This window comes from Achromobacter veterisilvae (assembly GCF_037619525.1).
Taxonomy (GTDB): domain Bacteria; phylum Pseudomonadota; class Gammaproteobacteria; order Burkholderiales; family Burkholderiaceae_B; genus Achromobacter; species Achromobacter veterisilvae.
Genome location: NZ_CP148753.1, coordinates 4118615 through 4141275, shown reverse-complemented (window position 1 = coordinate 4141275; position 22661 = coordinate 4118615). Strand labels below are relative to the sequence as shown.

General features: G+C 69.9%; 20 protein-coding genes. 19 read left to right on the top strand and 1 reads right to left on the bottom strand.

Annotation, left to right across the window (positions count from 1 at the left end; translation table 11 throughout):
- Positions 1–7 precede the first annotated feature (7 nt).
- From WHX56_RS19245 to WHX56_RS19155, 19 genes are all read left to right on the top strand, one after another.
- Positions 8–991 carry an ABC transporter permease gene (locus WHX56_RS19245; RefSeq protein WP_129238807.1) on the top strand — a complete coding sequence of 328 codons (984 nt, stop codon included), beginning with the start codon at positions 8–10 and terminating at the stop codon, positions 989–991.
- A gap of 24 nt (positions 992–1015) precedes the next feature.
- Positions 1016–1900, top strand: a complete 885-nt coding sequence (locus tag WHX56_RS19240; protein ID WP_287753129.1) for an ABC transporter permease — start codon at positions 1016–1018, stop codon at positions 1898–1900.
- Positions 1901–2074: 174 nt separating this feature from the next.
- Complete coding sequence (locus WHX56_RS19235) at positions 2075–3094, top strand: histone deacetylase family protein (RefSeq protein ID WP_338878679.1); 1020 nt, start codon at positions 2075–2077, stop codon at positions 3092–3094.
- 271 nt (positions 3095–3365) lie between these two features.
- Positions 3366–4100 (top strand): FadR/GntR family transcriptional regulator, encoded by a 735-nt coding sequence (locus WHX56_RS19230; protein WP_129238810.1) that lies wholly within the window; start codon positions 3366–3368, stop codon positions 4098–4100.
- Between the two features lie 182 nt (positions 4101–4282).
- On the top strand, positions 4283–5788 hold the full coding sequence (locus tag WHX56_RS19225) for an ABC transporter substrate-binding protein (RefSeq protein WP_338878678.1): 1506 nt from the start codon (positions 4283–4285) through the stop codon (positions 5786–5788).
- A gap of 92 nt (positions 5789–5880) precedes the next feature.
- Positions 5881–6798: an ABC transporter permease gene (locus tag WHX56_RS19220; protein ID WP_338878677.1), complete on the top strand. Its 918-nt coding sequence runs from the start codon at positions 5881–5883 to the stop codon at positions 6796–6798.
- Positions 6795–7661, top strand: coding sequence for an ABC transporter permease (locus WHX56_RS19215; RefSeq protein ID WP_129238813.1), 867 nt, complete (start codon positions 6795–6797; stop codon positions 7659–7661). Before WHX56_RS19220 ends, WHX56_RS19215 begins: the two co-directional genes overlap by 4 nt.
- Before the next feature lie 4 nt (positions 7662–7665).
- On the top strand, positions 7666–8655 hold the full coding sequence (locus WHX56_RS19210) for an ABC transporter ATP-binding protein (protein WP_129238814.1): 990 nt from the start codon (positions 7666–7668) through the stop codon (positions 8653–8655).
- A complete protein-coding gene (locus tag WHX56_RS19205; protein ID WP_287755338.1) occupies positions 8652–9467 on the top strand; it encodes an ATP-binding cassette domain-containing protein in 816 nt (271 codons plus the stop codon). The genes WHX56_RS19210 and WHX56_RS19205 overlap by 4 nt, the downstream gene beginning before the upstream one ends.
- Positions 9464–10600: a YncE family protein gene (locus tag WHX56_RS19200; protein WP_338878676.1), complete on the top strand. Its 1137-nt coding sequence runs from the start codon at positions 9464–9466 to the stop codon at positions 10598–10600. The genes WHX56_RS19205 and WHX56_RS19200 overlap by 4 nt, the downstream gene beginning before the upstream one ends.
- 53 nt (positions 10601–10653) lie before the next feature.
- On the top strand, positions 10654–11649 hold the full coding sequence (locus tag WHX56_RS19195; RefSeq protein WP_338878675.1) for a DctP family TRAP transporter solute-binding subunit: 996 nt from the start codon (positions 10654–10656) through the stop codon (positions 11647–11649).
- Positions 11649–12131, top strand: coding sequence for a TRAP transporter small permease (locus tag WHX56_RS19190; protein ID WP_338878674.1), 483 nt, complete (start codon positions 11649–11651; stop codon positions 12129–12131). The genes WHX56_RS19195 and WHX56_RS19190 overlap by 1 nt, the downstream gene beginning before the upstream one ends.
- A 4-nt stretch (positions 12132–12135) precedes the next feature.
- Entirely contained in the window at positions 12136–13419 is a 1284-nt protein-coding gene (locus tag WHX56_RS19185) for a TRAP transporter large permease (RefSeq protein ID WP_338878673.1), read from the top strand.
- Positions 13416–14345: an HpcH/HpaI aldolase/citrate lyase family protein gene (locus tag WHX56_RS19180; protein ID WP_338878672.1), complete on the top strand. Its 930-nt coding sequence runs from the start codon at positions 13416–13418 to the stop codon at positions 14343–14345. Before WHX56_RS19185 ends, WHX56_RS19180 begins: the two co-directional genes overlap by 4 nt.
- The gene (locus tag WHX56_RS19175; RefSeq protein ID WP_338878671.1) at positions 14342–16045 is read left to right on the top strand and encodes a thiamine pyrophosphate-binding protein; all 1704 of its coding nucleotides are present in this window, start codon (positions 14342–14344) and stop codon (positions 16043–16045) included. Before WHX56_RS19180 ends, WHX56_RS19175 begins: the two co-directional genes overlap by 4 nt.
- A gap of 18 nt (positions 16046–16063) precedes the next feature.
- A complete protein-coding gene (locus WHX56_RS19170; RefSeq protein ID WP_338878670.1) occupies positions 16064–17308 on the top strand; it encodes a Zn-dependent hydrolase in 1245 nt (414 codons plus the stop codon).
- A 2-nt stretch (positions 17309–17310) separates the two neighbouring features.
- On the top strand, positions 17311–18807 hold the full coding sequence (locus WHX56_RS19165) for an aldehyde dehydrogenase (RefSeq protein WP_422393606.1): 1497 nt from the start codon (positions 17311–17313) through the stop codon (positions 18805–18807).
- Positions 18808–18994: 187 nt separating this feature from the next.
- Positions 18995–20038, top strand: coding sequence for a tripartite tricarboxylate transporter substrate binding protein (locus WHX56_RS19160; RefSeq protein WP_338878668.1), 1044 nt, complete (start codon positions 18995–18997; stop codon positions 20036–20038).
- 16 nt (positions 20039–20054) lie between these two features.
- Positions 20055–20807, top strand: coding sequence for a class II aldolase/adducin family protein (locus tag WHX56_RS19155; RefSeq protein WP_338878667.1), 753 nt, complete (start codon positions 20055–20057; stop codon positions 20805–20807).
- On the opposite strand, the gene WHX56_RS19150 is transcribed toward WHX56_RS19155, so the two are convergent.
- Positions 20795–22507, bottom strand: coding sequence for a thiamine pyrophosphate-dependent enzyme (locus tag WHX56_RS19150; RefSeq protein ID WP_338878666.1), 1713 nt, complete (start codon positions 22505–22507; stop codon positions 20795–20797). The two genes, WHX56_RS19155 and WHX56_RS19150, sit on opposite strands and share 13 nt — an antisense overlap.
- Positions 22508–22661 lie beyond the last annotated feature (154 nt).

Sequence of the window (22661 nt, the reverse complement as noted above, 5' to 3'; positions counted from 1 at the left end):
CGCCACCATGACATCGCTACGCGCCGCCCAGACGCTCGCGCGCTCCCTGCTGCAGGCGGTCCCCACCGTCATCGGCGTCATCCTGCTCAGCTTTTTCCTGCTGCAGGCCGTGCCGGGCGACGCCGCCGACGTGATCGCCGCCGAGTCGGGCTCCGCCACCGAGGCCAGCATGGCCGCCACGCGCAGCCACTTCGGCCTGGACCAGCCCGTGCTGCGGCAGCTACAGGCCTACGTGGGCAACCTGGCCCGGCTGAACCTGGGCGTTTCGCCGCGCTACAACCTGCCGGTGTCGGACCTGATCTTCAGCCGGCTGGGCAACACGGTCCTGCTGATGCTCAGCGCCCTGGGCTGCGCGCTGGCGGCCGGCATCGCGCTGGGCGCGGTCATGGCCAGCTTCGTGGGCCGCTGGCCCGACCGCGTGCTGTCCCTGGCAGCGCTGCTGCTGTATTCCACGCCCGGCTTCTGGCTGGGCCTGATGGCCATCATCCTGCTGTCGGTGCAACTGGGCTGGCTGCCGCCGGGCGGCGTGTCCACCATCGGCTCCGCCGCCACCGGCCTGGCGCACGCGCTGGACGTGGCGCGCCACCTGGCGCTACCCACCCTGGCGCTGGCGGGTTTCTACGTCGCCATCTTCGCGCGCCTGACGCGGGCCTCCATGCTCGAAGTCAGCCGCCAGGACTTCGTGCGCACGGCCCGGGCCAAGGGCCTGGCCCCGTGGGCGGTGGCGCGCCGCCACATTCTGCGCAACGCGCTGATCCCGGTCACGACGGTGGCCGGCCTGAACTTCGGCACGCTGCTGGGCGGCGCCGTGGTGGTCGAGACCGTCTTCAGTTGGCCCGGGCTGGGCCGCCTGGCCTACGAGTCCGTGATGGCGCGCGACTACGTGGTGCTGCTGGGCATCCTGGTCCTGTCCTCGCTGCTCGTCATCCTCGCCAACCTGCTCGTGGACCTGCTGCACGCCCTGCTGGACCCCCGCATCCGCGTCCATTGACGCGCCCCTCCTTCCCGACACTCCATGCCCGCGAACTCCTCTTCCCTGCCCGCTCCCGCCGCCGGCCTGGCCCGGCCGCGCCCAGGCGCGCTGCGGCGCCTGCTGGCCAACCCCGGCGCCGTGGCGGGCGCCGTCCTGCTGCTGCTGATCCTGCTGGCCGCGGCCACGGCCCCGTGGGTCTTTCCCCACGATCCGCTGGACATGGTCGGTCCGCCCATCCTGTGGCCGGGCCAGGATCCGGAGTTCCCGCTGGGCACCGACACCATGGGACGCGACATCGCCGCCGGCCTGGCGCATGGCGCCCAGGTGTCGCTGACCGTCGGCGTGACCGCCGCGCTGCTGAGCCTGGCCATCGGCATCGCGGTGGGCGCGGCGGCCGGCTACGCGGGCGGCTGGACGGACGTGGCGCTGATGCGCGTGACCGAACTGCTGCAGACCATTCCCTCGTTCCTGCTGGTGGTCGTCATCGTCGCCATCGGCCGGCCTTCGGTGACGGTGATCGCGCTGTCCATCGGCGTGGCCTCGTGGCCCGTGGTCGCGCGGCTGGTGCGCGCCGAATTCCGCACCCTGCGCGAAGCGGAATTCGTGCAGGCGGCGCGCAGCAACGGGTTCAGCCATTTCCGCATCGCCTTCCTGGAAATCCTGCCCAACGCGCTGCCGCCCGTGATCGTCACGACCTCGGTGCTGGTCGCCAACGCCATCCTCATCGAATCGGCGCTGTCCTTCATGAACATGGGCGACCCCAATGCGGTGTCCTGGGGCAGCATGATCGGCGATGCGCGCGAGATGCTGCGCACCGCCTGGTACCTGGCCGCGCTGCCCGGCCTGTCCATCGTGCTGACCGTGCTGTCGCTCAACCTGCTGGGCGATGCGTTGAACGACGCCTTCAATCCCCGCCTCGCCGGTTAGGCGCCCTGGATCCCGCCGCCGCGGGATTACCCTGATCCCGCGCGCGCCCGCCGGAATCCGTTTTGCTTGTGGACGATACGGACGTATAACGTCATCACTTCCGCGCAAGTCCCGTTGCCGGCGGGACGTTCGCGGCTCCGGCGGCTTCCACCTACAGATCGAGGGCCCACAAGCATGAAGGCGTACTTCCACGACGATCAGAAACTGCATCACCCGCAGACCTATTTCTCCCGGGGCAAGATGCGCACCCCGCAGGAAGTGCCTTCCCGCCTGGACGCGCTGGCGCAGGCCGCCCGCCGCCTGGGCTTCGACGTTAAGGCGCCGCCCGACCAGGGCGCGGGCGCGATTTCGGCAGTCCACTCGCTGGACTACCTGCGCTTCCTGCAAGGCGCGCACGCCGACTGGAAGCAACTGCCCGAGGATTGGGGCGACGAGGTCGTGTCCAACGTGTTCGTGCGCGAACCGAACGCCCTGCGCGGCGTGCTCGCCCAGGCCGCCCGCTACCTCGCCGACGGCAGTTGCCCGGTCGGGGCCCGCACCTGGCAGTCGGCCTATTGGTCGGCGCAATGCGCCATCGCGGGCGCGGACGCGCTGCTGGCGGGCGACCGCCATGCCTACGCCATCTGCCGCCCACCCGGCCACCACGCCCGCCGCGACGCCGCGGGCGGCTTCTGCTACCTGAACAACGCCGCGATCGCCGCCCAGCGGCTGACCGCGAGGTTTCCGCGAATCGCGATCCTGGATACGGACATGCACCACGGCCAGGGCATCCAGGAGATCTTCTACGAACGCAGCGACGTGCTGTACGTGTCGATCCACGGCGACCCGCGGAACTTCTATCCCGTCGTCGCCGGCTACGAGGACGAGCGCGGCGCGGGCGAAGGCTACGGCTACAACATCAACCTGCCCATGCCGCATGGTTCGCCCGAGTCCGTGTTCTTCGAAAAGCTCGCGCAGGCGCGGCGCGCCATCGAACTCTTCCAGCCGGACGCGCTGGTCCTGGCCCTGGGTTTCGACATCTTCGAAAAGGACCCGCAGGCCAAGGTCGCGGTCAGCGAGACGGGCTTCGAACGGCTGGGCCGGGAAGTCGGCGCCCTGAAGCTGCCCAGCCTGATCGTGCAGGAAGGCGGCTACTACATCGAAGGGCTGGAATCGAACGCCTCCCGCTTCTTCGCCGGGCTGGCCGCCGCCTGAACCGCGCCTGCGCCCGCCAGCCGGCGCTTCATGGCGGGGCGCCGGCCCGCCAGGACCCGCGCCCCTGACAGCCGCCCCGCTCAGGCGGTAGTGGTTTTCCCTAGAAATCGAAAAATTGCGGTCCTGGCCGGTTCACAAGCCAGGATGCCTCCGGTACATTTCGTCCAGTGGCCTGACCACTGGGCCACCAGATACCCAGACACTCTCGGGCAGGACAAGACCCCGCAGACCCATTACCCTCTACATCCCGATCAACCACCCCAACACCACGATGACCGCTCTCCAGGCCGTAGCCTCCACCCGCCTCTATCGCATGATTGCCGACCAGATCGCCACGCGCATCAAGGCGGGCGATTTCCCCGCGGGGGGCAGACTGCCCGCCGAACGCGAACTGGCCGAACAGCTACAGGTCAGCCGCGCGTCGGTGCGCGAGGCGCTGATCGCGCTGGAGATCGAAGGCTACGTGGAAGTGCGGGTCGGCACCGGGGTGTTCGTCAACGCCCTGCGCGAAGACGGCCAGTACCAGGCGCCGCCGCAGGCGCCCGCGCCCGCCGATGACGCCGAGGCCACCGACATCGGCCCCTTCGACCTGCTGGAGACCCGCCTGCTGATCGAACCGGAATGCGCGGCGCTGGCGGCGCAGAAGGCATCGCCGGCGCAGATCGCCGCGATCCGCGCGGCGCACGAAGGCATGTCCCTGACCGAATCGCCCAGCGTGCATGACCGCGCCTTCCACAGCGCGATCGGCGCGGCCTGCGGCAACGCGGCCCTGGCCGCCGCGATTTCCCACATCTGGCACCTGAGCACGCTCAGCCCCGTCTTCCACCGGCTGGAAGAGCATTTCGTGACCACCAAGGTGTGGAGCGAAGCCCAGCAGGAACACGAACGCATCCTCGCGGCCATCGTCGACCGCGATCCGATCCGCGCGCGCCACGCCATGCACGACCACCTGGTCGGCATCCTGGCGCGCCTGCGGGAAGACTTCGGCAACGTTGGGATCCGATGACTCGATGACCCGCTAACCCCCGCCGGGCGCCCTGGCGCCCGCCTCCTCCTACCGACCGTGCATGCACCGCCGGCGCCCTGGCGCCGCCTGCGGCAAGGGGAGCGGCTTGCCCGCCGATACGCAGTTCCGCAGCACCCGCAGTACCCGTAAGTCATATACCTAAAACATATCAAGGTGAAAACATGCAGCCGACCCGTACCGTGAAGCTAGTGAGCGCGGCGCTACTTGCGCTGAGCGCCCATGCCGTCCAGGCCAACAAGGCCGACAACTCCCTCAACATCGCCTTCGACGCGGCTCCGGCCACGCTGGACGCCTACAAAGAGTCCGACCGCCCGGGCCTGGCGCTGGCGCGCATGGTCTTTTCGGGCCTGCTGCAGAAAAACCAGGACACCGGGGAGTTCGGCCCCGCCATCGCCACGGGCTACAAATTCGTGGACGACACCACCATCGAGCTGCCCATCCGCAAGGACGTGAAGTTCCACGACGGCTCGCTGCTGACCATCGACGACGTGCTGTACACGCTGAACCTCGTGTCCTCCGAGGGCTACAAGGCGCGCTTCCAGAACCAGGTCGCGTGGATCGCCCGCGCCGAAAAGGCGTCGGACGACACGGTCCGCATCAAGATGAAGACGCCGTACCCGCTGGCGCTGGAAATGCTGTCGGAGAACCTGCCCATCTATCCGCGCAAGTACTACGAGGCCAATCAGTCCGACATGGGCGCCAAGCCCATCGGCACCGGCCCCTACCGCCTGGTGGAAAGCCAGCCCGGCAGCCGCTACGTGTACGAACGCTACGAAGACTACTTCGGCGCCAAGCCGGCCGTGCAGAAGCTGGTGGTGCGGGTGCTGCCCGACGCCAACACCCAGTACGCCGAACTGCTGTCCGGCGGCCTGGACTGGATCTGGCGCGTGCCGCCCGACGTGGCCAAGCGCATGGAGAAGCAGCCGTCCGTCACGGTCAAGAGCAGCAGCATCATGCGCATCAGCTATATCTCGCTGAATCCGCGCTTCGACGACGGTAAGTCGCCGCTGGCCAAGCAGGAAGTGCGCCAGGCCATCAACCACGCCATCGACCGCGAGGCCATCCGCAAGGCATTGGTGGGCGGCGCGTCCAAGGTGATCGACGCGGCTTGCAATCCGGCGCAGTTCGGTTGCGCGGCCGACGTGCAGTCCTACAAGTTCGACCCCGCTCGCGCCAAGCAGTTGCTGGCCCAGGCCGGCTACCCCAACGGCGTCACGCTGGACCTGGTGATCTCCGCGCCGCCGCGCGCCATCCTGGACGCGGCCGCCGCGCAGATGGCGCAGGCCGGCATCAAGCTGAACCTGGTCGAACAGCAGTACGGCACCGCCATGACCAACTGGCGCGAAGGCAAGATCGCCATGCTGTCGTCGAACTGGGGTTCCTACGGCATCGCCGACGCGGCCCTGTCCACCAGCAACTTCTTCCGCGGCGGCCCGGACGACCAGGCCCGCAACCCCGAAGTCATCAAGTACCTGGAGACCGCCGACACCACGGTGGACCGCGAGCTGCGCGCCAGGAACTACGGCGCGGCGCAGAAGATCGTGGCGGAACAGGCCTACTGGGTGCCCCTGTGGAATCACTCGCTGAACGCCGTGCAGGCCAAGGACCTGAACTTCTCGGTCGACGGCGACGAGTTCCCGCGTTTCTACAAGGCCACCTGGAACTGATCCGGATTGCCGGCCGCGCCGGCGCGGTCTTCCTCCCTGGCGCCCGCGCGCCCGGGAGGCGCCCGCCGGCGCTCACCGACAAAGGTTGACCCATGATTGCATTCCTGTTCCGCCGCTTGCTGGTGTCCGCGCTGCTGGTGGTGTTCGTGTCGCTGATCAGCTTTTCGCTGGTGTTCGCCTCGGGCAATCCGGCCGCGCGCCTGGCGGGCGAAGGCAGCGCCGCCGACGCCGCCCGCCTGTCGCAATTGCACGGCTTCGACGACCCGATCCTGCTGCAGTACGGCCGCTGGCTGGCCGGCGTCGCGCGGGGCGATTTCGGCGACAGCCTGTACTTCAGCCGCCCCGTGGCCGAGTTGCTGGGCCAGCATTTCCCCGCCACCGCCAAGCTGGGCCTGGCCGCCATGCTGTTCGCCCTGCTGCTGGCCATTCCGCTGGGCGTGCTGGCCGGCCTGCGCAAAGGCTCGCTGGCGGACCGCGCCACCATGCTGCTGTCGGCCTGCGCCCAGGCCATGCCGCCGTTCTGCCTGGCGTTCCTGCTGATCATCGTCTTCAGCGTCCGCAACCAATGGCTGCCGGCGTCGGGCTTCGACACCTGGAAGCACTACATCATGCCGGTGACCGCGCTGGGCCTGTTCGCCATGCCCGCGATGCTGCGCCTGATGAAATCGGAAATGGAAACGGTGCTGGCCACCGACTACATCCGCACCGCCCGCGCCATGGGCCTGGGCGGCCCCAGCGTGGTGCTCAAGTACGCGCTGCGCAACGCCTTGCGGCCGCTGGTGTCGCTGGCGGCGGCGCAGATGGGCACGCTGCTGGCCGGCTCGGTCGTCATCGAAACCGTGTTCGCCATCAACGGCGCGGGGCTGCTCGCCTGGACCTCGATCCTGCGCGGCGACTTCCCCACCATGCAGGCGCTGATCCTGATCTTCGCCCTCATCTATATCGTCCTGACCCTGGTCGCCGACCTGATCAACGGTTGGCTCGACCCCCGCGTGCGAGTGTCGCCATGACCAGTATCGCCTCTACCCTTCCCGCTCCCGGCCGCGGCGAACGCGCCGCCCGCCTGGGCCGCCGCTTCGGATTGGCCATGCTCGTGCTGCTGGTGCTGGCCGGCCTGATCGGCCCCTACCTGATTCCCCACGATCCGTATACGCAGGATCTGCTGGCCCGGCTCCAGGAGCCCGTGTGGGGCGAGGACGGCAACTGGAACCACATCCTGGGCACCGACCAGCTCGGCCGCGACGTGCTGGCGCGCGCGCTGTACGGCGTGCGCGTGTCGGCGCTGATCGGACTGTCCGTGGCGCTGATGGGCGGGCTGATCGGCACCACGCTGGGCGTGGTCGCCGGCTATTTCGGCGGCCCCGTGGACCGCGCCGTGTCCTTCCTCATCACCGCCCGCCTGGCGCTGCCCATCATCCTGGTGGCGCTGGCCGTGGTGTCAGTGGTGGGCGCCTCGCTCACCGTGGTGGTGCTGGTGCTGGGCCTGCTGCTGTGGGAACGGTACGCGCTGGTGGCCCGGACCATGGCGGCCGGCCTGCGCAACGCCGAATTCGTCACCGCGTCCCGCCTGCAGGGCTGCACTCATCTACAGATCATCTGGAGCGACATCCTGCCCAACCTGGTGGGCAACCTGCTCATCATCGGCACCGTGGACGCCGCCATGGCCATCACGCTGGAGGCCTCGCTGTCGTTCCTGGGCCTGGGCGTCCCGGCGCCGATGCCGTCGCTGGGCCTGATGATCGCCGAGGGCAAGGAGAACATGCTGTTCCAGCCCTCGCTGGTGGTGATCCCCAGCGTCGTGCTGTTCGTCCTGGTGCTGTGCGTGAACCGGGCGGGCGAGTCGCTGCGCGCCGTGCAAATGAAAAAAGGGTGATCCGATGAACGCTCCCCTCCTGCGGGTCCAGGACCTGCACATCGACATCCACACGGCCACGCACGTCAAGCACGTGGTGCGCGCGGTGGACTTCAGCCTGGAACGCGGCAAGACGCTGTGCATCGTGGGCGAATCGGGCTGCGGCAAGTCGCTGACCGCCCTGGCGCTGCTGGACCTGCTGCCGGCCGCCGCGCGCCGCCGCGTGGCCGCGCTGGAATTCGCCGGCCAGGACCTGGCGTCGCTGACGCCCGCCGCGCTGGCGCAATTGCGCGGCGCGCGCATCGCCATGATCTTCCAGGATCCCATGACGTCGCTGAACCCGGTGTTCCCGATCGGCACGCAGTTGACCGACGTATTGCGCCGCCACAAGCGCGTCAGCCGCCGCGAGGCCGCCGAGCGCGCCGAATACCTGCTGCGCCGCGTCGGCATCGCCAACCCGCGGGAACGCATGCGGCAATACCCCTTCGAGCTGTCGGGCGGCCTGCGCCAGCGCGTGATGATCGCCATGGCGCTGATGTGCGGGCCGGAACTGCTGATCGCCGACGAGCCCACCACCGCCCTGGACGTGACCGTCCAGGCCGAACTGCTGGACCTGCTGCGCGACATCCAGGCCGAATTCGGCCTGGGGATGGTGTTCATCTCGCACGACATGGGCCTGGTGGCGCGCATCGCCGACCACGTCATCGTCATGTACGCGGGCGACATCGTCGAGGCGGGCAGCGTGCAGACCGTGCTGGAACGCCCCAGCCACCCCTACACCTCGATGCTGCTCAATTGCATCCCGCAGCCGGGGCGCACCGCGCCGCGGGCCGAGCTGCCCACCATCGCCGGGGCCGTGCCCTCGCTGGACGCCGCCATCGTCGGCTGCGCGTTCCGCGAACGCTGCCCCGCGGCCGAACCGCGCTGCGCCCAGCCTTTCACGGCCCGGGTGCAGGGCGGCCACCGCTGCTACTGCGTCAAACCCGGCGCGCTGCGCCATGGAGTACCGGCATGACGCTACCTTCTTCTTCGCGCGGCGCCAGCGTCAGCCTGGACGGCCTGTCGTTCCAGTACGGGCGCGCCGGCCTGTTCCCGCGCCGGCCCGCGCCCCGCATCCTGCACGACATCGACCTGCTGGTGCCGGCCGGCCGCACCGTCGGCCTGGTGGGCGAATCCGGCAGCGGCAAATCCACCATCGCCAAGCTGATGCTGGGCCTGCTGGCCCCCACCCAGGGCCGCGCCCTGCTGGACGGCCAGCCGCTGGCGGCCATGCCCGCCCGCGCCCGGGCCAGGCGCATCCAGATGGTGTTCCAGGATCCCTATTCCTCGCTCAATCCGCGCCGCACCATCAGCGAAATCCTGACCGCGCCGCTGCGGGTCCATGGCGTCGGCGACGCCGCGTCGCGCGCGGCGTCCGTGCGCCGGATGATGGACGCCGTGGGCCTGGTGCCCGCCTTCGCCGCGCGCTATCCGCGCGAACTGTCCGGCGGCCAGCGCCAGCGGGTGGCCATCGCCCGCGCGCTGATGCTGGAACCCCGACTGCTGATCTGCGACGAGCCCACCTCGGCGCTGGACGTCTCCGTGCAGGCGCAGATCCTCAACCTGCTGATGGAACTGCAGCGCGAACGCGGCCTGGGCTATCTCTTCATCAGCCACAACCTGGCCGTGGTGCAGCACATCGCCGACGAGATCGTGGTGCTGCAAGGCGGCCGCGTGGTCGAGCGCGGGCCGGCCGACCAGGTCTATTTCGCCCCGGCCCATCCCTACACGCAACAGCTCATCGGCGCCACGCTGGCGGTGCCCGAACCCCAGGAGATCGCCGCATGAACCGGACCGACGGCCCGCAACTGCTGCTCGTCGGGAACGACCGGAAGGTCACCTGGGACGACGGCCGGATCCGCTTCCTCGCGCCCGGCAGCGACAGCCTGTGCGTCTTCGACGCCGGCCCCAACCCGGCCGCGCCCGAACTGGTCGCCACCCTGCCCCTGCCCAATTCGCTGTTCGGCCCGCCCGTCAACCTGGCGGTCACGCCGGACCAGCGCCTGGGCCTCATTGCCGATTCCATGGCCTGGCCCGAACGCGCCGACGGCGCCGGCTGGCAGCCCGAACCCGGACGCGACCTGTACGTGATCGACCTGGCGGCCCGGCCGCCCGCCGTCTCGCAGCGGCTGCGGGCCGGCCTGCAGCCCTCGGGGCTGTCGATCAACCGCGCCGGCACGCTGGCGCTGGTAGCCAACAAGGCGGGCCACTCCGTGACGGTGGTGCGCATCGCCGGCGGCCGCGCCGAGGTCTGCGCGGAAGTGGACGTCGGCACGCCCGTCGTGGCGGTTTCGTTCGCCGCCGACGGCCGCCGAGCGTTCGTGGTCAAGACGGACGCCCACCGCCTGGGCGTGCTGCGCATCGACGAGAGCGGCGGCCTTCCCCGTGTGACGCACGATCCCGCCGAGGACCTGACCACCGGCCTCGTCCCCTTCAACCTCGTCGTCTCGCCCGACGGCGCGCTGGCGCTGGTGGTGGACATGGGCAGCCCGACCGCCTCGGACGGCCACGCCGATTCCGTCAGCGTGGTGGACCTGAACGCAACGCCGCCCCGCGTGATCGACCGCATCATGGTGGAGGACGGCCCCGAGGGCATCGCCATCAGCCCGGACGGCCGTTACGCCGCCGTCGCCATCGTGCAGGGCTCGAACAACCCGTCCAGCGAGTGGTTCCACCACCCGCGCGGACAGATCGTGCTGCTGCGCATAGCCGGCCTGTCCGTGACCCGCGCCGGCGCCATCGAAGTCGGCGCGCTGCCCGAGGGCGTGGCCTTCAGTCCCGACAGCCGCTACCTGTATGTCGGCAATTTCCTGGATGCCGAGATGCAAGTCCTCGCCGTGGGCGACGAGGGCCTGGCCGACACCGGCACCCGCATCGCCCTGCCCGGAGGGCCCGCCTCGATGCGCGCCCAGTCCTACTGACCTTGCCGCCCCACCCTAATCAACCCTTCCCACCCTGCCGCTGGAGTTCCACCATGACCCTCTCTCCCCAAAAGAAACAGACCCTGCTTGCCGCCGCCCTGCTCGCCCTCGCGGGCTTCGCGCCCCTGTCGGCCCACGCCCTCGACATCAAGCTGGGGCACGTGCTGGCCCCCAGCCATAGCTGGAACAAGGCGGCCGAAGGCTTCGCCGCCGAAGTGAAGGAAAAGACCGCCGGCCGCGTCAACTTCGTGCTGTTCCCCAGCGGCCAGCTCGGCAACGAAAAGACCATGCTCGAAGGCCTGCAGATCGGCAGCCAGGGCGCGGCGATCATCGGCTCGGGTTCGCTGCAGCCGATCGAACCGAAGTTCGGCGTGGTGGAGCTGCCCTATACCTGGTCCAGCGCCGAACAGGCGTACAAGGCCTATGACGGCGAACTCGGCGCGGCGCTGGCCAAACTGGCCGACCAGAAGAACCTGGTCATCGTCTCGTGGTGGGAGAACGGATTCCGCCACGTCACGAACAACCGCGGCCCGGTCGCCAAGCCCGCCGACCTGGCCGGCCTGAAGACCCGCGTCACGCCCGACAAGATGCGCCTGGACACCTTCACCGCCCTGGGCGCCAACCCCGCGCCGCTGGCCTTCGGCGAGCTGTATTCCGCCCTGCAGCAGAAGGTGTTCGACGCCCAGGAAAACCCGCTGTCCATCATCTACACCTCGTCCTTCTTCGAAGTGCAGAAGTACCTGTCCCTGACCGGCCATGTCTGGGGCCCGGCCAACCTGATCGTCTCCAAGCCGATCTGGAACCGCCTCTCGGCCGAGGACAAGCAGGTGGTGCAGGCGGCCGCCGACAAGTGGCGCGACGCCCAGCGCAAGATGATCAGCGACGGCGACCAGCAGTTCATCGCCCAGCTCAAGGACAAGGGCATGCAGGTCAACGAAGTCGACAAGGCCGCCTTCGCCGCCGCCGTCGAGCCCGTCTGGAAGACCTATTCGGCCGCCTACGGCCCCGAACTGATGGCGCTGGTCCAGAAGTACCGCGAGGCCAAGTAATGCTCAACCGACTGTCCGCGATCCTGTCGGGCATCAGCAAGGCCTTCGCCGCCCTGGCGGTGGCCTTGCTGGCGATCCTGATCTCCTACGTGGTGTTCGCCCGTTTCGTCACCCACACCACGCCGCACTGGGCCGAGGAACTGCCCCGCCTGGTGCTGGTGTGGTCGGCCTTCATCGGCGGCGTCACCTGCAGCTTCGAACGCTCGCACCTGATGGCGGGCCTGCTGCCCTTCATGGTGCGCAGCCCGCGCGTGCTGGCCGCGTTCGAACGCCTCAACCAGGCCCTCATCATCGTCGGCCTGGCGGCGCTGGGCTACGCCGGCTGGCAACTGGCCGACCTGACCATGGACCAGACGCTGCCGGCGCTCGACGTCTCGGCTGGCACGGTCTACCTGGCGCTGCCCTTCGCCTGCGCCATCACCGTGGTGGTGCACCTGGCGCAACTGTTCTCCCCGGCCCCCGCCGCAGCAGCAAAGGATTGACAAAATGTCTACGGGTGCTCTCTTCCTGATGGGCGTGTTCACGGTCACGGTGCTGATCGACATGCCCATCGCTTTCGGCCTGGTGCTGTCCTGCCTGGCCTACCTGGCCGTCTACGATTCCGCGCCCATGATGGTCGCGGCGCAGCAGTACGTAGTGGGGCTGGACAGCTTCACGCTGCTGGCCATTCCGCTCTTCATCCTGGCCGCCCAACTGATGAACGGCGCCGGCCTGACCCAGCGCATCGTGCGGCTGTGCGCGGCCATCGTCGGCGACATCAAGGGCGGCCTGGCCGTCGTCGCCGTGCTGGCCTGCCTGATGTTCGGCGCGCTGTCCGGCTCGGGCGTGGCCGACGTGGTCGCCATCGGCAGCCTGCTGCTGCCCGCCATGGCGCGCAGCGGCTACGACAAGGGATTCTCCTGCGCGCTGGTCGGCAGCGCCGGCGCCACCTCCACCATCATCCCGCCCAGCATCGTGCTGATCGTGTACGGCACCATCACCGATACGTCGGTGGGCAAGCTGTTCATGGCCGGCATCATCCCCGGGATCCTGCTGGGGCTGTCGCTGATCGGCGTGGCCGTCTGGCAGTCGCGCAAGCACGGCTGGGCCGGCGGGCAGCCCTTCAGTTGGGCCGAGCTGCGCGCCGCCGCCGTCGACGCGCTGCCCGCGCTGATGGTGCCGGTGCTGATCATCGGCGGCATCCGCTTCGGCATCTTCACGGCCACCGAGGCCGCCTCCAGCGCCATCGTCTACGCCTTGCTGATCGGCTTCTTCTGGTACCGCACGCTGAGCCTGAAGTCGCTGTGGGACAACCTCAAGTCCACCGGCGAAACCAGCGCGTCCATCCTGCTCATCATCGGCGCGTCGGGCCTGTTCGCCTGGGTGCTGGTGGCCGAACAGGTGCCGCAGGCCCTGTCCGCGCTGCTGGTCGAATGGACCGACAGCCGGATCGCGGTGCTGCTCGTGCTCACGGTGGTGCTGTTGCTGCTGGGCACGTTCATGGAGGCGATCCCGGTCATCATCATCGTCGCCCCCGTGGTCATGCCGGTGCTGGCGCACTACAACATCGATCCGGTGCACTTCGGCATCCTGCTGTCGATCAACATGGCCATCGGCGCCAACACGCCGCCGGTCGGGGTCGACCTGATGGCCGCCTGCAAGATCGGCGGCATCAACATGATGCAGACGCTGCGCCCGCTATCCTGGATGATGCTGGCCATGACCGCCGTCATGCTGCTGCTGACTTTCGTTCCCGAACTGGTGCTGTTCCTGCCGAGGCACGTGCAATGAACCCCGCTGAATCCCCCCTGCGCCCCGCGGCCCTGCGCCGTAGCTGGATGTTCGTGCCCGGCATGGACGCCGCCGCGCAAGCGGCCGCCCTGGCCAGCGGCGCCGACGCCCTGGTCGCCGACCTGGAAGAGTTCACCGCGCCGGCCGACCGGCCGGCCGCCCGCGGCCTGATCGCGGCGCTGTTCGCGCGCTGCCGCGCGCAAGGCGCGGTGGCCGCCGTGCGCATCAACAAGCTGGAAGAGGACGGCCTGGCCGACCTGCGCGGCGTCATGGCCGGGGCGCCGGACGCCGTGTTCCTGCCGCATGCCGAAAGCGCCGCGCAGATCGTGGCGCTGGACCGGGCCATCGCCGCGCTGGAAACCGAGCTGGGGCTGCCCGCCGGCCGCACCGAGATCGTGCCCACGCTGGAGTCGGCGCTGGGCGTGCACCGCGCCTACGACATCCTGGCCGCCAGCCCGCGCGTGTCGGCCTGCCTGCTGGCGGCCGAGGACCTGACCGCCAGCCTGGGCGCGGAGCGCGGCAAGGACGGCATCGAACTGCATCACCTGCGCGCCCGCTTCCTGGTGGACTGCACGGCCGCCGGGGTGCTGCCCATCGACTGCCCGTTCAACTACCGCGACATGCCGGCGCTGGAAGCCGACCTGCGCTGGGCGCGCCGGCTGGGCCTGAAATCCAAGTGCGCCACCGTCGCCGAACAGGTGCCGATGATCCACGCGGTGTTCACGCCCGCGCCCGATGAAGTCGCCGCGGCCCATGACTGCGTCTCCCGCTACGAGGCGCAGCGCGCCGGCCGCCGCGACGCCGAACGCATCGACCCGCCCACCTACAACACCGCGCGCCGCCTCTTGGCGCGCCACCACCAATTCGAACGTTGGGCCGCCGAGCGCCGCGCGCAGGCCGTCCCGCAACAAGGAGACTCCGAATGACGCCAGCCGCAATCCCCGAACGCAACGGCGGCCAGATCCTGATGCAGCAACTGCGCATCCATGGCGCGCGCCGCGTGTTCATGATCCCCGGCGAAAGCTACCTGCCCTGCATCGACGCGCTCAATGAGCACACCGGCGCCATCGAGCCCATCGTCTGCCGCCAGGAAAGCGGCGCGGCCTACATGGCCGAGGCCTACGGCAAGCTGACCGGCGAGCCCGGCATCTGCTTCGTGACGCGCGGCCCGGGCGCCACCAACGCCAGCATCGGCGTGCACACGGCCTTCCAGGACTCCACGCCGATGATCCTGTTCGTCGGCCAGGTGGGCAACGACTTCATGGAGCGCGAAGCCTTCCAGGAAATCGACTACCGCCGCATGTTCGGCCAGATGGCCAAGTGGGTGGCGCAGATCGACCGGGCCGACCGCATCCCCGAGTACATTTCGCGCGCGTTCGCGGTCGCCACCAGCGGCCGGCCCGGTCCCGTGGTGCTGGCGCTGCCGGAAGACACGCTGTGGGGCCGCGCCAGCGTGGCCGACCTGCCGCGCTACACCCGGGTGCACAGCCATCCGGGCACCGCCGACCTGGCCCGCATGACCCAATTGCTGGACGCGGCCGAGCGCCCGTTCCTGCTGCTGGGCGGCAACGGCTGGCACCAGGCCGCGATCGACCAGATCGCCGGCTTCGCCGAGCGCTTCGAGCTGCCGGTGGGCACCGCCTGGCGCCGCCTGGAGTGCTTCGACCAGCGCCATCCCAACGCCGCGGGCCACGTGGGCTGGTCCATGACGCCCGCGCTGCGCCAGCGGCTGCTGGACGCCGACCTGGTGCTGGCGGTCGGCACCCGCCTGGGCGAGGCCACCACCGAAGGCTACACCGTCATCGAAAGCCCGCTGCCGCGCCAGAAGCTGATCCACGTCTACCCCGACGCCGCCGAACTGGGCCGCGTGTTTTCGCCGACCCAGGCCATCGTGGCCGACGCGGCGAGCTTCGCCGCGGCCGCCGCCACGCTGACGCCCGGCCACGCCGCGCCGCGCGGGCAGGCCGTGCGCGACGCCCACCAGGAACTCGTCGACAGCCTTGCGCCGCTGTCCTCGCCCGGCCCCATGAGCCTGGACGAGGCGGCCGCCTATGTCGACGCCCATGTCCCGGCCGACGCCTGCATCACGGTGGGCGCCGGCAACTACGCGCTGTATCCCCACCGCTACCGCCGCTACACCGGGCCGGGCACCAGCCTGACGCCGACGGTGGGGTCGATGGGCTACGGGCTGCCGGCGGCCATCTCCGCCAAGCTCGAAGACCGCAAGCGCACCGTGGTGTGCTATGCCGGCGACGGCTGCTTCCAGATGAACATGCAGGAACTGGGCGTGGCGCTGCAATACCGCCTGGGCGTGGTCGTGCTGGTGTTCAACAACGGAATCTGGGGCACGATCCGCGCCCACCAGGAACGCGAGTTCCCCGCGCGCGCCATCGCCCTGTCCTTCGAGAACCCGGATTTCACCCAGATCATCCGCGGCTACGGCGGCCATGGCGAGGCCGTGGAGCGCACCGCCGACTTCGGCCCGGCCTTCGAACGGGCGCTGGCCTTCGCCGAGCGCGAAAACCTTCCGGCGCTGCTGGAGATCCGCTATGACGCCGACGGCATCTCGCCCGGCGAAACGCTGACGGGCATCCGCGAGGCGGCGCTGGCCCGCGCCGCGCACTGACCTGCAAGGACTTTCGACATGACGACGACTATTTCTATCGACGGACAGCGGCTGTGGCGGTCGCTGATGGACCTGGCCCGCATCGGCGCCACGCCCAAGGGCGGCAACTGCCGGCTGGCGCTGACCGCGCTGGACGGCCAGGGCCGCGATCTCGTCACCGGCTGGATGCGCGAGGCCGGCATGACGCTGCGCGTGGACCAGGTGGGCAACATCTTCGCGCGCCGCGCCGGCCGCGATAACGATCTGCCGCCCGTCATGACCGGCAGCCATATCGACACCCAGCCCACCGGCGGCAAGTTCGACGGCTGCTACGGCGTGCTGGCGGGCCTGGAGGTCATGCGCACGCTGAACGACCATGGCATCGTGACCGAAGCCCCGCTGGAAGTGGCGATCTGGACCAACGAGGAAGGCTCGCGCTTCCTGCCCGTGATGATGGGCTCGGGCGTGTTCGCCGGCAAGTTCCCGCTGGAAGTGGCGCTGGCCGCGACCGACCACGACGGCAAGTCGGTGGCCGACGAATTGGCCGCCATCGGCTACGCCGGGGCGGACCCGGTGGGCGGCCGTCCGGTGGGCGCGTATTTCGAGGCGCACATCGAACAGGGCCCCATTCTGGAGCACGAGGAGAAGACGGTCGGCGTGGTGACGGGATCGCTGGGCGTGCGCTGGTACGACGCGGTCGTCACCGGCATGGAAATGCACGCCGGCCCGACGCCGATGCCGATCCGCCGCGACGCCCTTTATGCCGCCAGCTTCCTGCTGCAGGCCGTGGTGGACATCGCCAACGATCATCAGCCCCATGGCCGCGGCACCGTCGGAGAAATCCACGCGCACCCCGGATCGCGCAACGTCATTCCCGGGCAGGTGCGCCTGACCGTGGACCTGCGCCACGAGGACGCGGCCACGCTCGCGCGCATGGACGAGCGCCTGCTGGCCGCCTGCGCCGACATCGCGCAACGCCACAACGTGGAGGTCGACATCAAGCAGGTGCAGTACTTCGCGCCCACGCCCTTCGATCCGGACCTCGTGGGCAAGGTGCGCGACGGCGCCGCCCGCCGGGGCCTGGCCGCCATGGACATCGTCACCGGCGCCGGGCACGACGCCGTCTACATGGCCGGCGTCACGCCCACCGCCATGATCTTCGTCCCGTGCAAGGACGGCATCAGCCACAACGAGATCGAGGACGCCAAGCCCGCCGATCTGGAAGCCGGTTGCAACGTGCTGCTCGACGCCATGGTGGCGCGCGCCAACGACAAGCAGGTATGACCATGACCCAGGACACCGCATACTGGCGCGCCAAGGCCGCCTCCCTGTCGTTCGACGGCCGCGCCTATATCGACGGCGCGTATTGCGGCGCCGCGGACGGCGCCACCTTCGCCGCCACCAGCCCCATCGACGGCCGCAAGCTGGCGGACGTGGCCGCCTGCGGCGCGGCCGACGTGGACCGCGCGGTCCGGGCCGCGCGCCGCGCCTTCGAGGCCGGTGTCTGGAGCGGCCTGGCCCCGCGCCAGCGCAAGGAACGCCTGCTGCGCCTGGCGGCGCTGATCGACCAGCACCGCGAGGAACTCGCCCTGCTCGAAACCCTGGACATGGGCAAGCCGATACGCGATGCCCTCGCCTTCGACGTGCCGGAGACCGCCCGCTGCTATGCGTGGTACGCCGAGGCCATCGACAAGATCTACGACGAGATCGCGCCGACCGGCCCCGGCGCGCTGGCCACCATCACCCGCGAACCCCTGGGCGTGGTCGCGGCCGTGGTGCCGTGGAACTATCCGCTGATGATGGCCGCCTGGAAGGTCGCGCCCGCGCTGGCGGCCGGCAACAGTGTCATCCTCAAGCCGGCGGAGCAGGCCTCGCTGTCGGCCATCCGGCTCGCGGCGCTGGCCGGGGAAGCCGGCATCCCCGCGGGCGTCTTCAGCGTGGTGCCCGGCCTGGGCGCGCAGGCCGGCCAGGCGCTGGGCCTGCATCCGGACGTGGACTGCATCGCCTTCACCGGCTCCACCGCCACCGGCAAGCGCTTCATGGAGTACTCGGGCCAGTCGAACCTCAAGCGCGTCTGGCTGGAATGCGGCGGCAAGTCGCCCCACATCGTGTTCGAGGACTGCCCCGACCTGGACCGCGCGGCCCTGGCCGCGGCGCTGGGCATTTTCTCCAACCAGGGCGAGGTCTGCATCGCGGGGTCGCGCCTTTACGTGCAGGACGGCATCTACGACGCTTTCATGGAGAAAGTCGCTACCCACGCGGCCGCGCTGCAGCCGGGCGATCCGCTGGACCCCGCCACCGCCATGGGCGCCATGGTCGACGAACGGCAGATGCGGGGCGTGCTCGCCCGCATCGAGGCCGGCGCCGCGGAAGGCGCGCGCCTGCGCCTGGGCGGCCGCCAGGCCCTCGGCGCCACCGGCGGCTACTACATCGAGCCGACCATCTTCGATTGCGCGGACCAGGGCAACAGCCTGGTGCGGGAAGAGATCTTCGGCCCCGTGCTGGCGGCCCAGCGCTTCGCCACCGAGGACGACGCCGTCCGGCTGGCCAACGATTCGGTCTACGGCCTGGGCGCGGGCCTCTGGACCGCGAACCTCTCGCGCGCCCACCGCCTCTCGCGCCGCCTGCGCGCCGGCCTGGTGTGGGTCAACTGCTACGCCGACGGCGACATCACCGTGCCCTTCGGCGGGGTCAAGCAGTCCGGTTTCGGCCGCGACAAATCGCTGCATGCGCTGGACAAGTACAGCGACCTGAAGACGACCTGGATCAGCCTGACGGCCTGATCCCTCCGGCGGACGCCCGCGAGGCGTCCGCCCTCTATGCCATTTCGCGCTATCTGCTTGGCCGCCCGCGCCATTGAAGGCGGCCGGCCCTTGTGCGACCGTGGTCTGCGACGGGCTGTCCGACAGGATCCCGTTGCGGGCAGGCGCAGGCGCTCTCCCGCCATCAGAACAATGACTGGAGACAACGATGCGCAATGCGATAACGCGAGGCGGAACGCCGTCCGCCCCCGGGACGGCCGGGCCATCATCATGGCGGCGCGCCGCGCTGGCGGCCCTGCTTGCCGCGGCGGCCTGGACGGCGGCGGGACCGGCCCGCGCGCAGGACCCCTATCCCGCCAGGCCGGTCACCATCCTGGTCGGATTTCCTCCCGGCACCGCGACCGACACCGTCGCCCGGATGCTGGGCGACCGCCTGGCCCAGCGCCTGGGCCAGCAGTTCATCGTCGAGAACAAGCCCGGCGCGGGCGGCTCCATCGCCGCGGGCCTGGGCGCGCGCGCCAAGCCCGACGGCTATACGCTGATGATCGGCGCCTCCGCGCCGCAGGCCATCAACCCGCACGTCTATCCCAACCTCAACTACGACGCGCGCAAGGACTTCGCGCCCATCGGCCTGCTGACCTGGCTGCCCTACCTGTTCGTCGTCGGCCCGGACAACCCCGCCCACAATCTGAACGAGTTCCTCGCGGCCGTGAAGGCGAAGCCGGACCAATACACCTACGCCACGACCGGCGTGGGCACGACCAGCCACCTGGTGACTTCCGTGCTGCTGTCCAAGGCCGGCGCCCGCATGATCCACGTGCCCTACAAGGGCAGCAGCCAGGCGCAGACCGACATCGTGGGCGGACGGACCTACGCCACGTTCGACACCATGGTGTCGTCGCTGGCGCTGGTGAAGGCCGGCCGGCTGAAGGCGCTGGCCGTCAGCACGCCGGAGCGCGTGGCGAGCCTGCCGGACGTGCCCACCGTCGCCGAACAGGGGTTCCCCGGATTCGACATGGGCGCGTGGCTGGGCCTGATCGCGCCCGCCGGGATCGCGCCCCCGATCCAGGAAAAGCTGGCCGCGGAAGTCAACGCGGTCCTGGCGGACCCGGCCGTGCGCGACAAACTGGCGGACCTGGGCGCGCAGGTCCGCACCACCGCCTCGCCCGCCGAATTCGGCGCGCTGATGAAAACGGAATACGAGTCGTGGGGCAAGGTGGTCCGCGACTTCAAGGTCAAGGCCACCGACTGAACAGGAGAAGACAAGCATGCGCACCGCTTCCGGCATGAGCCCCGAGGAATGGGAAACCCGCGTCCAACTGGCCGCCTGCTACCGGCTGATCTCGCACTTCGGCATGAGCGACCTGATCTACAACCACATCACGGCCCGCATCCCCGGACCGGACGGCCATCTGCTGATCAACCCCTACGGCATGATGTACGACGAAATCACCGCGTCCAGCCTGGTCAGGATCGACCTGGACGGGCAGGTGCTGAGCAACCCCCAAGGCGAATACGGCATCAACGCCGCCGGCTACGTCATCCACAGCGCCGTGCACGGGGCGCGCCACGACGTGCAGTGCGTCATCCACACGCACACGCGGGCCGGCATGGCGGTGTCGGCGCTGAAATGCGGCCTGCTGCCGCTGACCCAGACCGCGATGCGCTTCGCGAAGATTCCGTACCACGACTACGAAAGCGTCGCCATCGACCTGGACGAGCGCGGACGCCTGGTGGCGGACCTGGGCCGGTCCGAAGCGATGATCCTGCGCAACCACGGCCTGCTGGCCGTGGGGCCGAGCATCGCGCAGGCCTTCAACACGCTGTACTGGCTGGAAATGGCGTGCAAGGCGCAAGTGGACGCCCTGGCCGCCAACCGCGAACTCTGCCTGCCGCCGCCGGAAGTGATCGAGAAGACCTGGCACCTGTACCAGCCGGGGACGCGCCGGCCGTTCGGCGAACTGGAATGGCCCGCCATGCTGCGCCTGATGGACAGGAAAGACCCCGGCTACCGGGAATGAACCGGCGCCGGCCCGCCGCGCCCCAGCAGGTCGATGCCCGCCCGCGCGTCCACGCCCGCGGGCAGGATCGCGGCCAGGCTGGTCTTGACCTCCAGGAAGTACGGAACGGTCGAGGCCAGCCCCCTGGCGACCGCGGCGGTCACCTGGTCGGGACGGGTGACGTGCTCGGCCTGCATGCCGAAGGCGCGCGCGATCATCGTGAAATCCGGGCTGGCGAGATCGGTGCCCACGTAGCGCCCGGGATAGGTGCGCACCTGGTGCAGCCGGATGGACCCGTAGCAATTGTTGTTGGAGACGATGAACAGAATGGGCAGGCCGCGCTCGGCCGCGGCCATCATCTCGTTGCCGGTCATCATGAAGCCGCCGTCGCCCGCCAGGCACACGACCTTGCTCCGCGGGCGGCGCAATTGCGATGCGATCGCCGCCGGCGTGCCGTAGCCCATCGCGCCGGATTGCGACGCCATCAGCCGCTGCGGGTAGACAAAGGGGAAGTGGCGGTACACCGGCGCGGCGAACGTGCCCGCGTCCAGGCAGACCATCACGTCCGCGGGCGCCTGCTCGGCCAGGGACCGCACCACCGACACGAACGGCACGCCGTCGTCCGCCGACGGACTGGGCCAGGCGGCGGCGCGTTCGCGGATGGCCCGCAGCGACGCCGCCCAGTCGCCGCGGGCCGCGCCGTTCCCCGCGGCCGGCAGCTCGCCCAGCGCCTGCGCCGTGGCCACCGGGTCCGCGACGATGCCCACGTCGGCCGTGAAGTGCTGGTTCACGACGCCCGCGTCGGCATGGCAGTGCACCAGCGTCTGCGACGGCCTGGGATAGGCGGGGAAAGTGTAGCCTTGCGTCGTGATGTCGCCCAGGCGCGTGCCCAGGGCCAGGATCAGGTCGCTGGAATCGAAGGCCTCCACCTGCGCGGCTTGCGTCGCCAGGTCCAGGTCCCCCGCGTACAGCGCGTGCGTGTTCGGGAAAATGTCATGCTGGCGGAACGATACCGCCACCGGTATTCCATACCGTTCCGCCAGGCGGCGCAGCGCCTCGCGCCCGCCGGGCGCGTTGAAGGCGCCGCCGGCAATGATCAGGGGCCTGCTGGCGGCCGCCAGCAAGGCGCGCATCCGCTCCAGCGCGGCCGGCGCCGGCTGGGTGGGGCTGGCCGGCTCCGCGACCCAGTCCGGCCGCGGCGCGGGCGACTGCTGCACGTCCTCCGGCACCACCAGCACCACCGGCCCGGGCGTGCCGGACGTCGCCACCCGCAGGGCCTTCAGGGCCGCCCAGGCCAGGTCCTCGGGCGCGGCCACCTCGTGGACCCACTTGGCGATGGACCCGAACATCTTCTGGTAGTCGATCTCCTGGAAGGCCTCTTTGCGCAGGTCCTTGCGGGGCACCTGCCCGATCAGCAGGATCATCGGCACGCCGTCCTGCTGCGCGGCATGCACGCCGATGGCCGCGTTGGCCGCGCCCGGCCCGCGCGACACCATGACCACGCCCGGCCGCCCCGTCAACCGGCCGTCGGCGCAGGCCATGAAGCTCGCGCCGCCTTCGTGCCGGCAGGTCAGCACATCGATATCCGGGAAATCCCGCAAGGCGTCGAGCACGCCCAGATAGCTTTCGCCGGGCACGAGAAAAACGCGGTCGATGCCGTTGCCGGCGAAGATCCCGAGCAAGGCGTGGGCGGACGTGTTCGTATCGGAAGTAAGCGTCATGAGCGGCTGGACAAGGAAAGGCGCGCGGGCGCCGGGGTGGGATTCGTCGAAATTCTAGGGTGGCTGGCGGCAAGCCATGTAGGCATACTGTGCCTATCAGATATACGGAAAACGCACACAAGGAGCATCGGCCCCGCGCCCGCGCGCGCAGGCC

Coding starts and splice junctions, on each gene's coding strand:
- WHX56_RS19245 (WP_129238807.1), top strand. CDS start 8: ATGACATCGCTACGCGCCGCCCAGACGCTCGCGCGCTCCCTGCTGCAG.
- WHX56_RS19240 (WP_287753129.1), top strand. CDS start 1,016: ATGCCCGCGAACTCCTCTTCCCTGCCCGCTCCCGCCGCCGGCCTGGCC.
- WHX56_RS19235 (WP_338878679.1), top strand. CDS start 2,075: ATGAAGGCGTACTTCCACGACGATCAGAAACTGCATCACCCGCAGACC.
- WHX56_RS19230 (WP_129238810.1), top strand. CDS start 3,366: ATGACCGCTCTCCAGGCCGTAGCCTCCACCCGCCTCTATCGCATGATT.
- WHX56_RS19225 (WP_338878678.1), top strand. CDS start 4,283: ATGCAGCCGACCCGTACCGTGAAGCTAGTGAGCGCGGCGCTACTTGCG.
- WHX56_RS19220 (WP_338878677.1), top strand. CDS start 5,881: ATGATTGCATTCCTGTTCCGCCGCTTGCTGGTGTCCGCGCTGCTGGTG.
- WHX56_RS19215 (WP_129238813.1), top strand. CDS start 6,795: ATGACCAGTATCGCCTCTACCCTTCCCGCTCCCGGCCGCGGCGAACGC.
- WHX56_RS19210 (WP_129238814.1), top strand. CDS start 7,666: ATGAACGCTCCCCTCCTGCGGGTCCAGGACCTGCACATCGACATCCAC.
- WHX56_RS19205 (WP_287755338.1), top strand. CDS start 8,652: ATGACGCTACCTTCTTCTTCGCGCGGCGCCAGCGTCAGCCTGGACGGC.
- WHX56_RS19200 (WP_338878676.1), top strand. CDS start 9,464: ATGAACCGGACCGACGGCCCGCAACTGCTGCTCGTCGGGAACGACCGG.
- WHX56_RS19195 (WP_338878675.1), top strand. CDS start 10,654: ATGACCCTCTCTCCCCAAAAGAAACAGACCCTGCTTGCCGCCGCCCTG.
- WHX56_RS19190 (WP_338878674.1), top strand. CDS start 11,649: ATGCTCAACCGACTGTCCGCGATCCTGTCGGGCATCAGCAAGGCCTTC.
- WHX56_RS19185 (WP_338878673.1), top strand. CDS start 12,136: ATGTCTACGGGTGCTCTCTTCCTGATGGGCGTGTTCACGGTCACGGTG.
- WHX56_RS19180 (WP_338878672.1), top strand. CDS start 13,416: ATGAACCCCGCTGAATCCCCCCTGCGCCCCGCGGCCCTGCGCCGTAGC.
- WHX56_RS19175 (WP_338878671.1), top strand. CDS start 14,342: ATGACGCCAGCCGCAATCCCCGAACGCAACGGCGGCCAGATCCTGATG.
- WHX56_RS19170 (WP_338878670.1), top strand. CDS start 16,064: ATGACGACGACTATTTCTATCGACGGACAGCGGCTGTGGCGGTCGCTG.
- WHX56_RS19165 (WP_422393606.1), top strand. CDS start 17,311: ATGACCCAGGACACCGCATACTGGCGCGCCAAGGCCGCCTCCCTGTCG.
- WHX56_RS19160 (WP_338878668.1), top strand. CDS start 18,995: ATGCGCAATGCGATAACGCGAGGCGGAACGCCGTCCGCCCCCGGGACG.
- WHX56_RS19155 (WP_338878667.1), top strand. CDS start 20,055: ATGCGCACCGCTTCCGGCATGAGCCCCGAGGAATGGGAAACCCGCGTC.
- WHX56_RS19150 (WP_338878666.1), bottom strand. CDS start 22,507: ATGACGCTTACTTCCGATACGAACACGTCCGCCCACGCCTTGCTCGGG.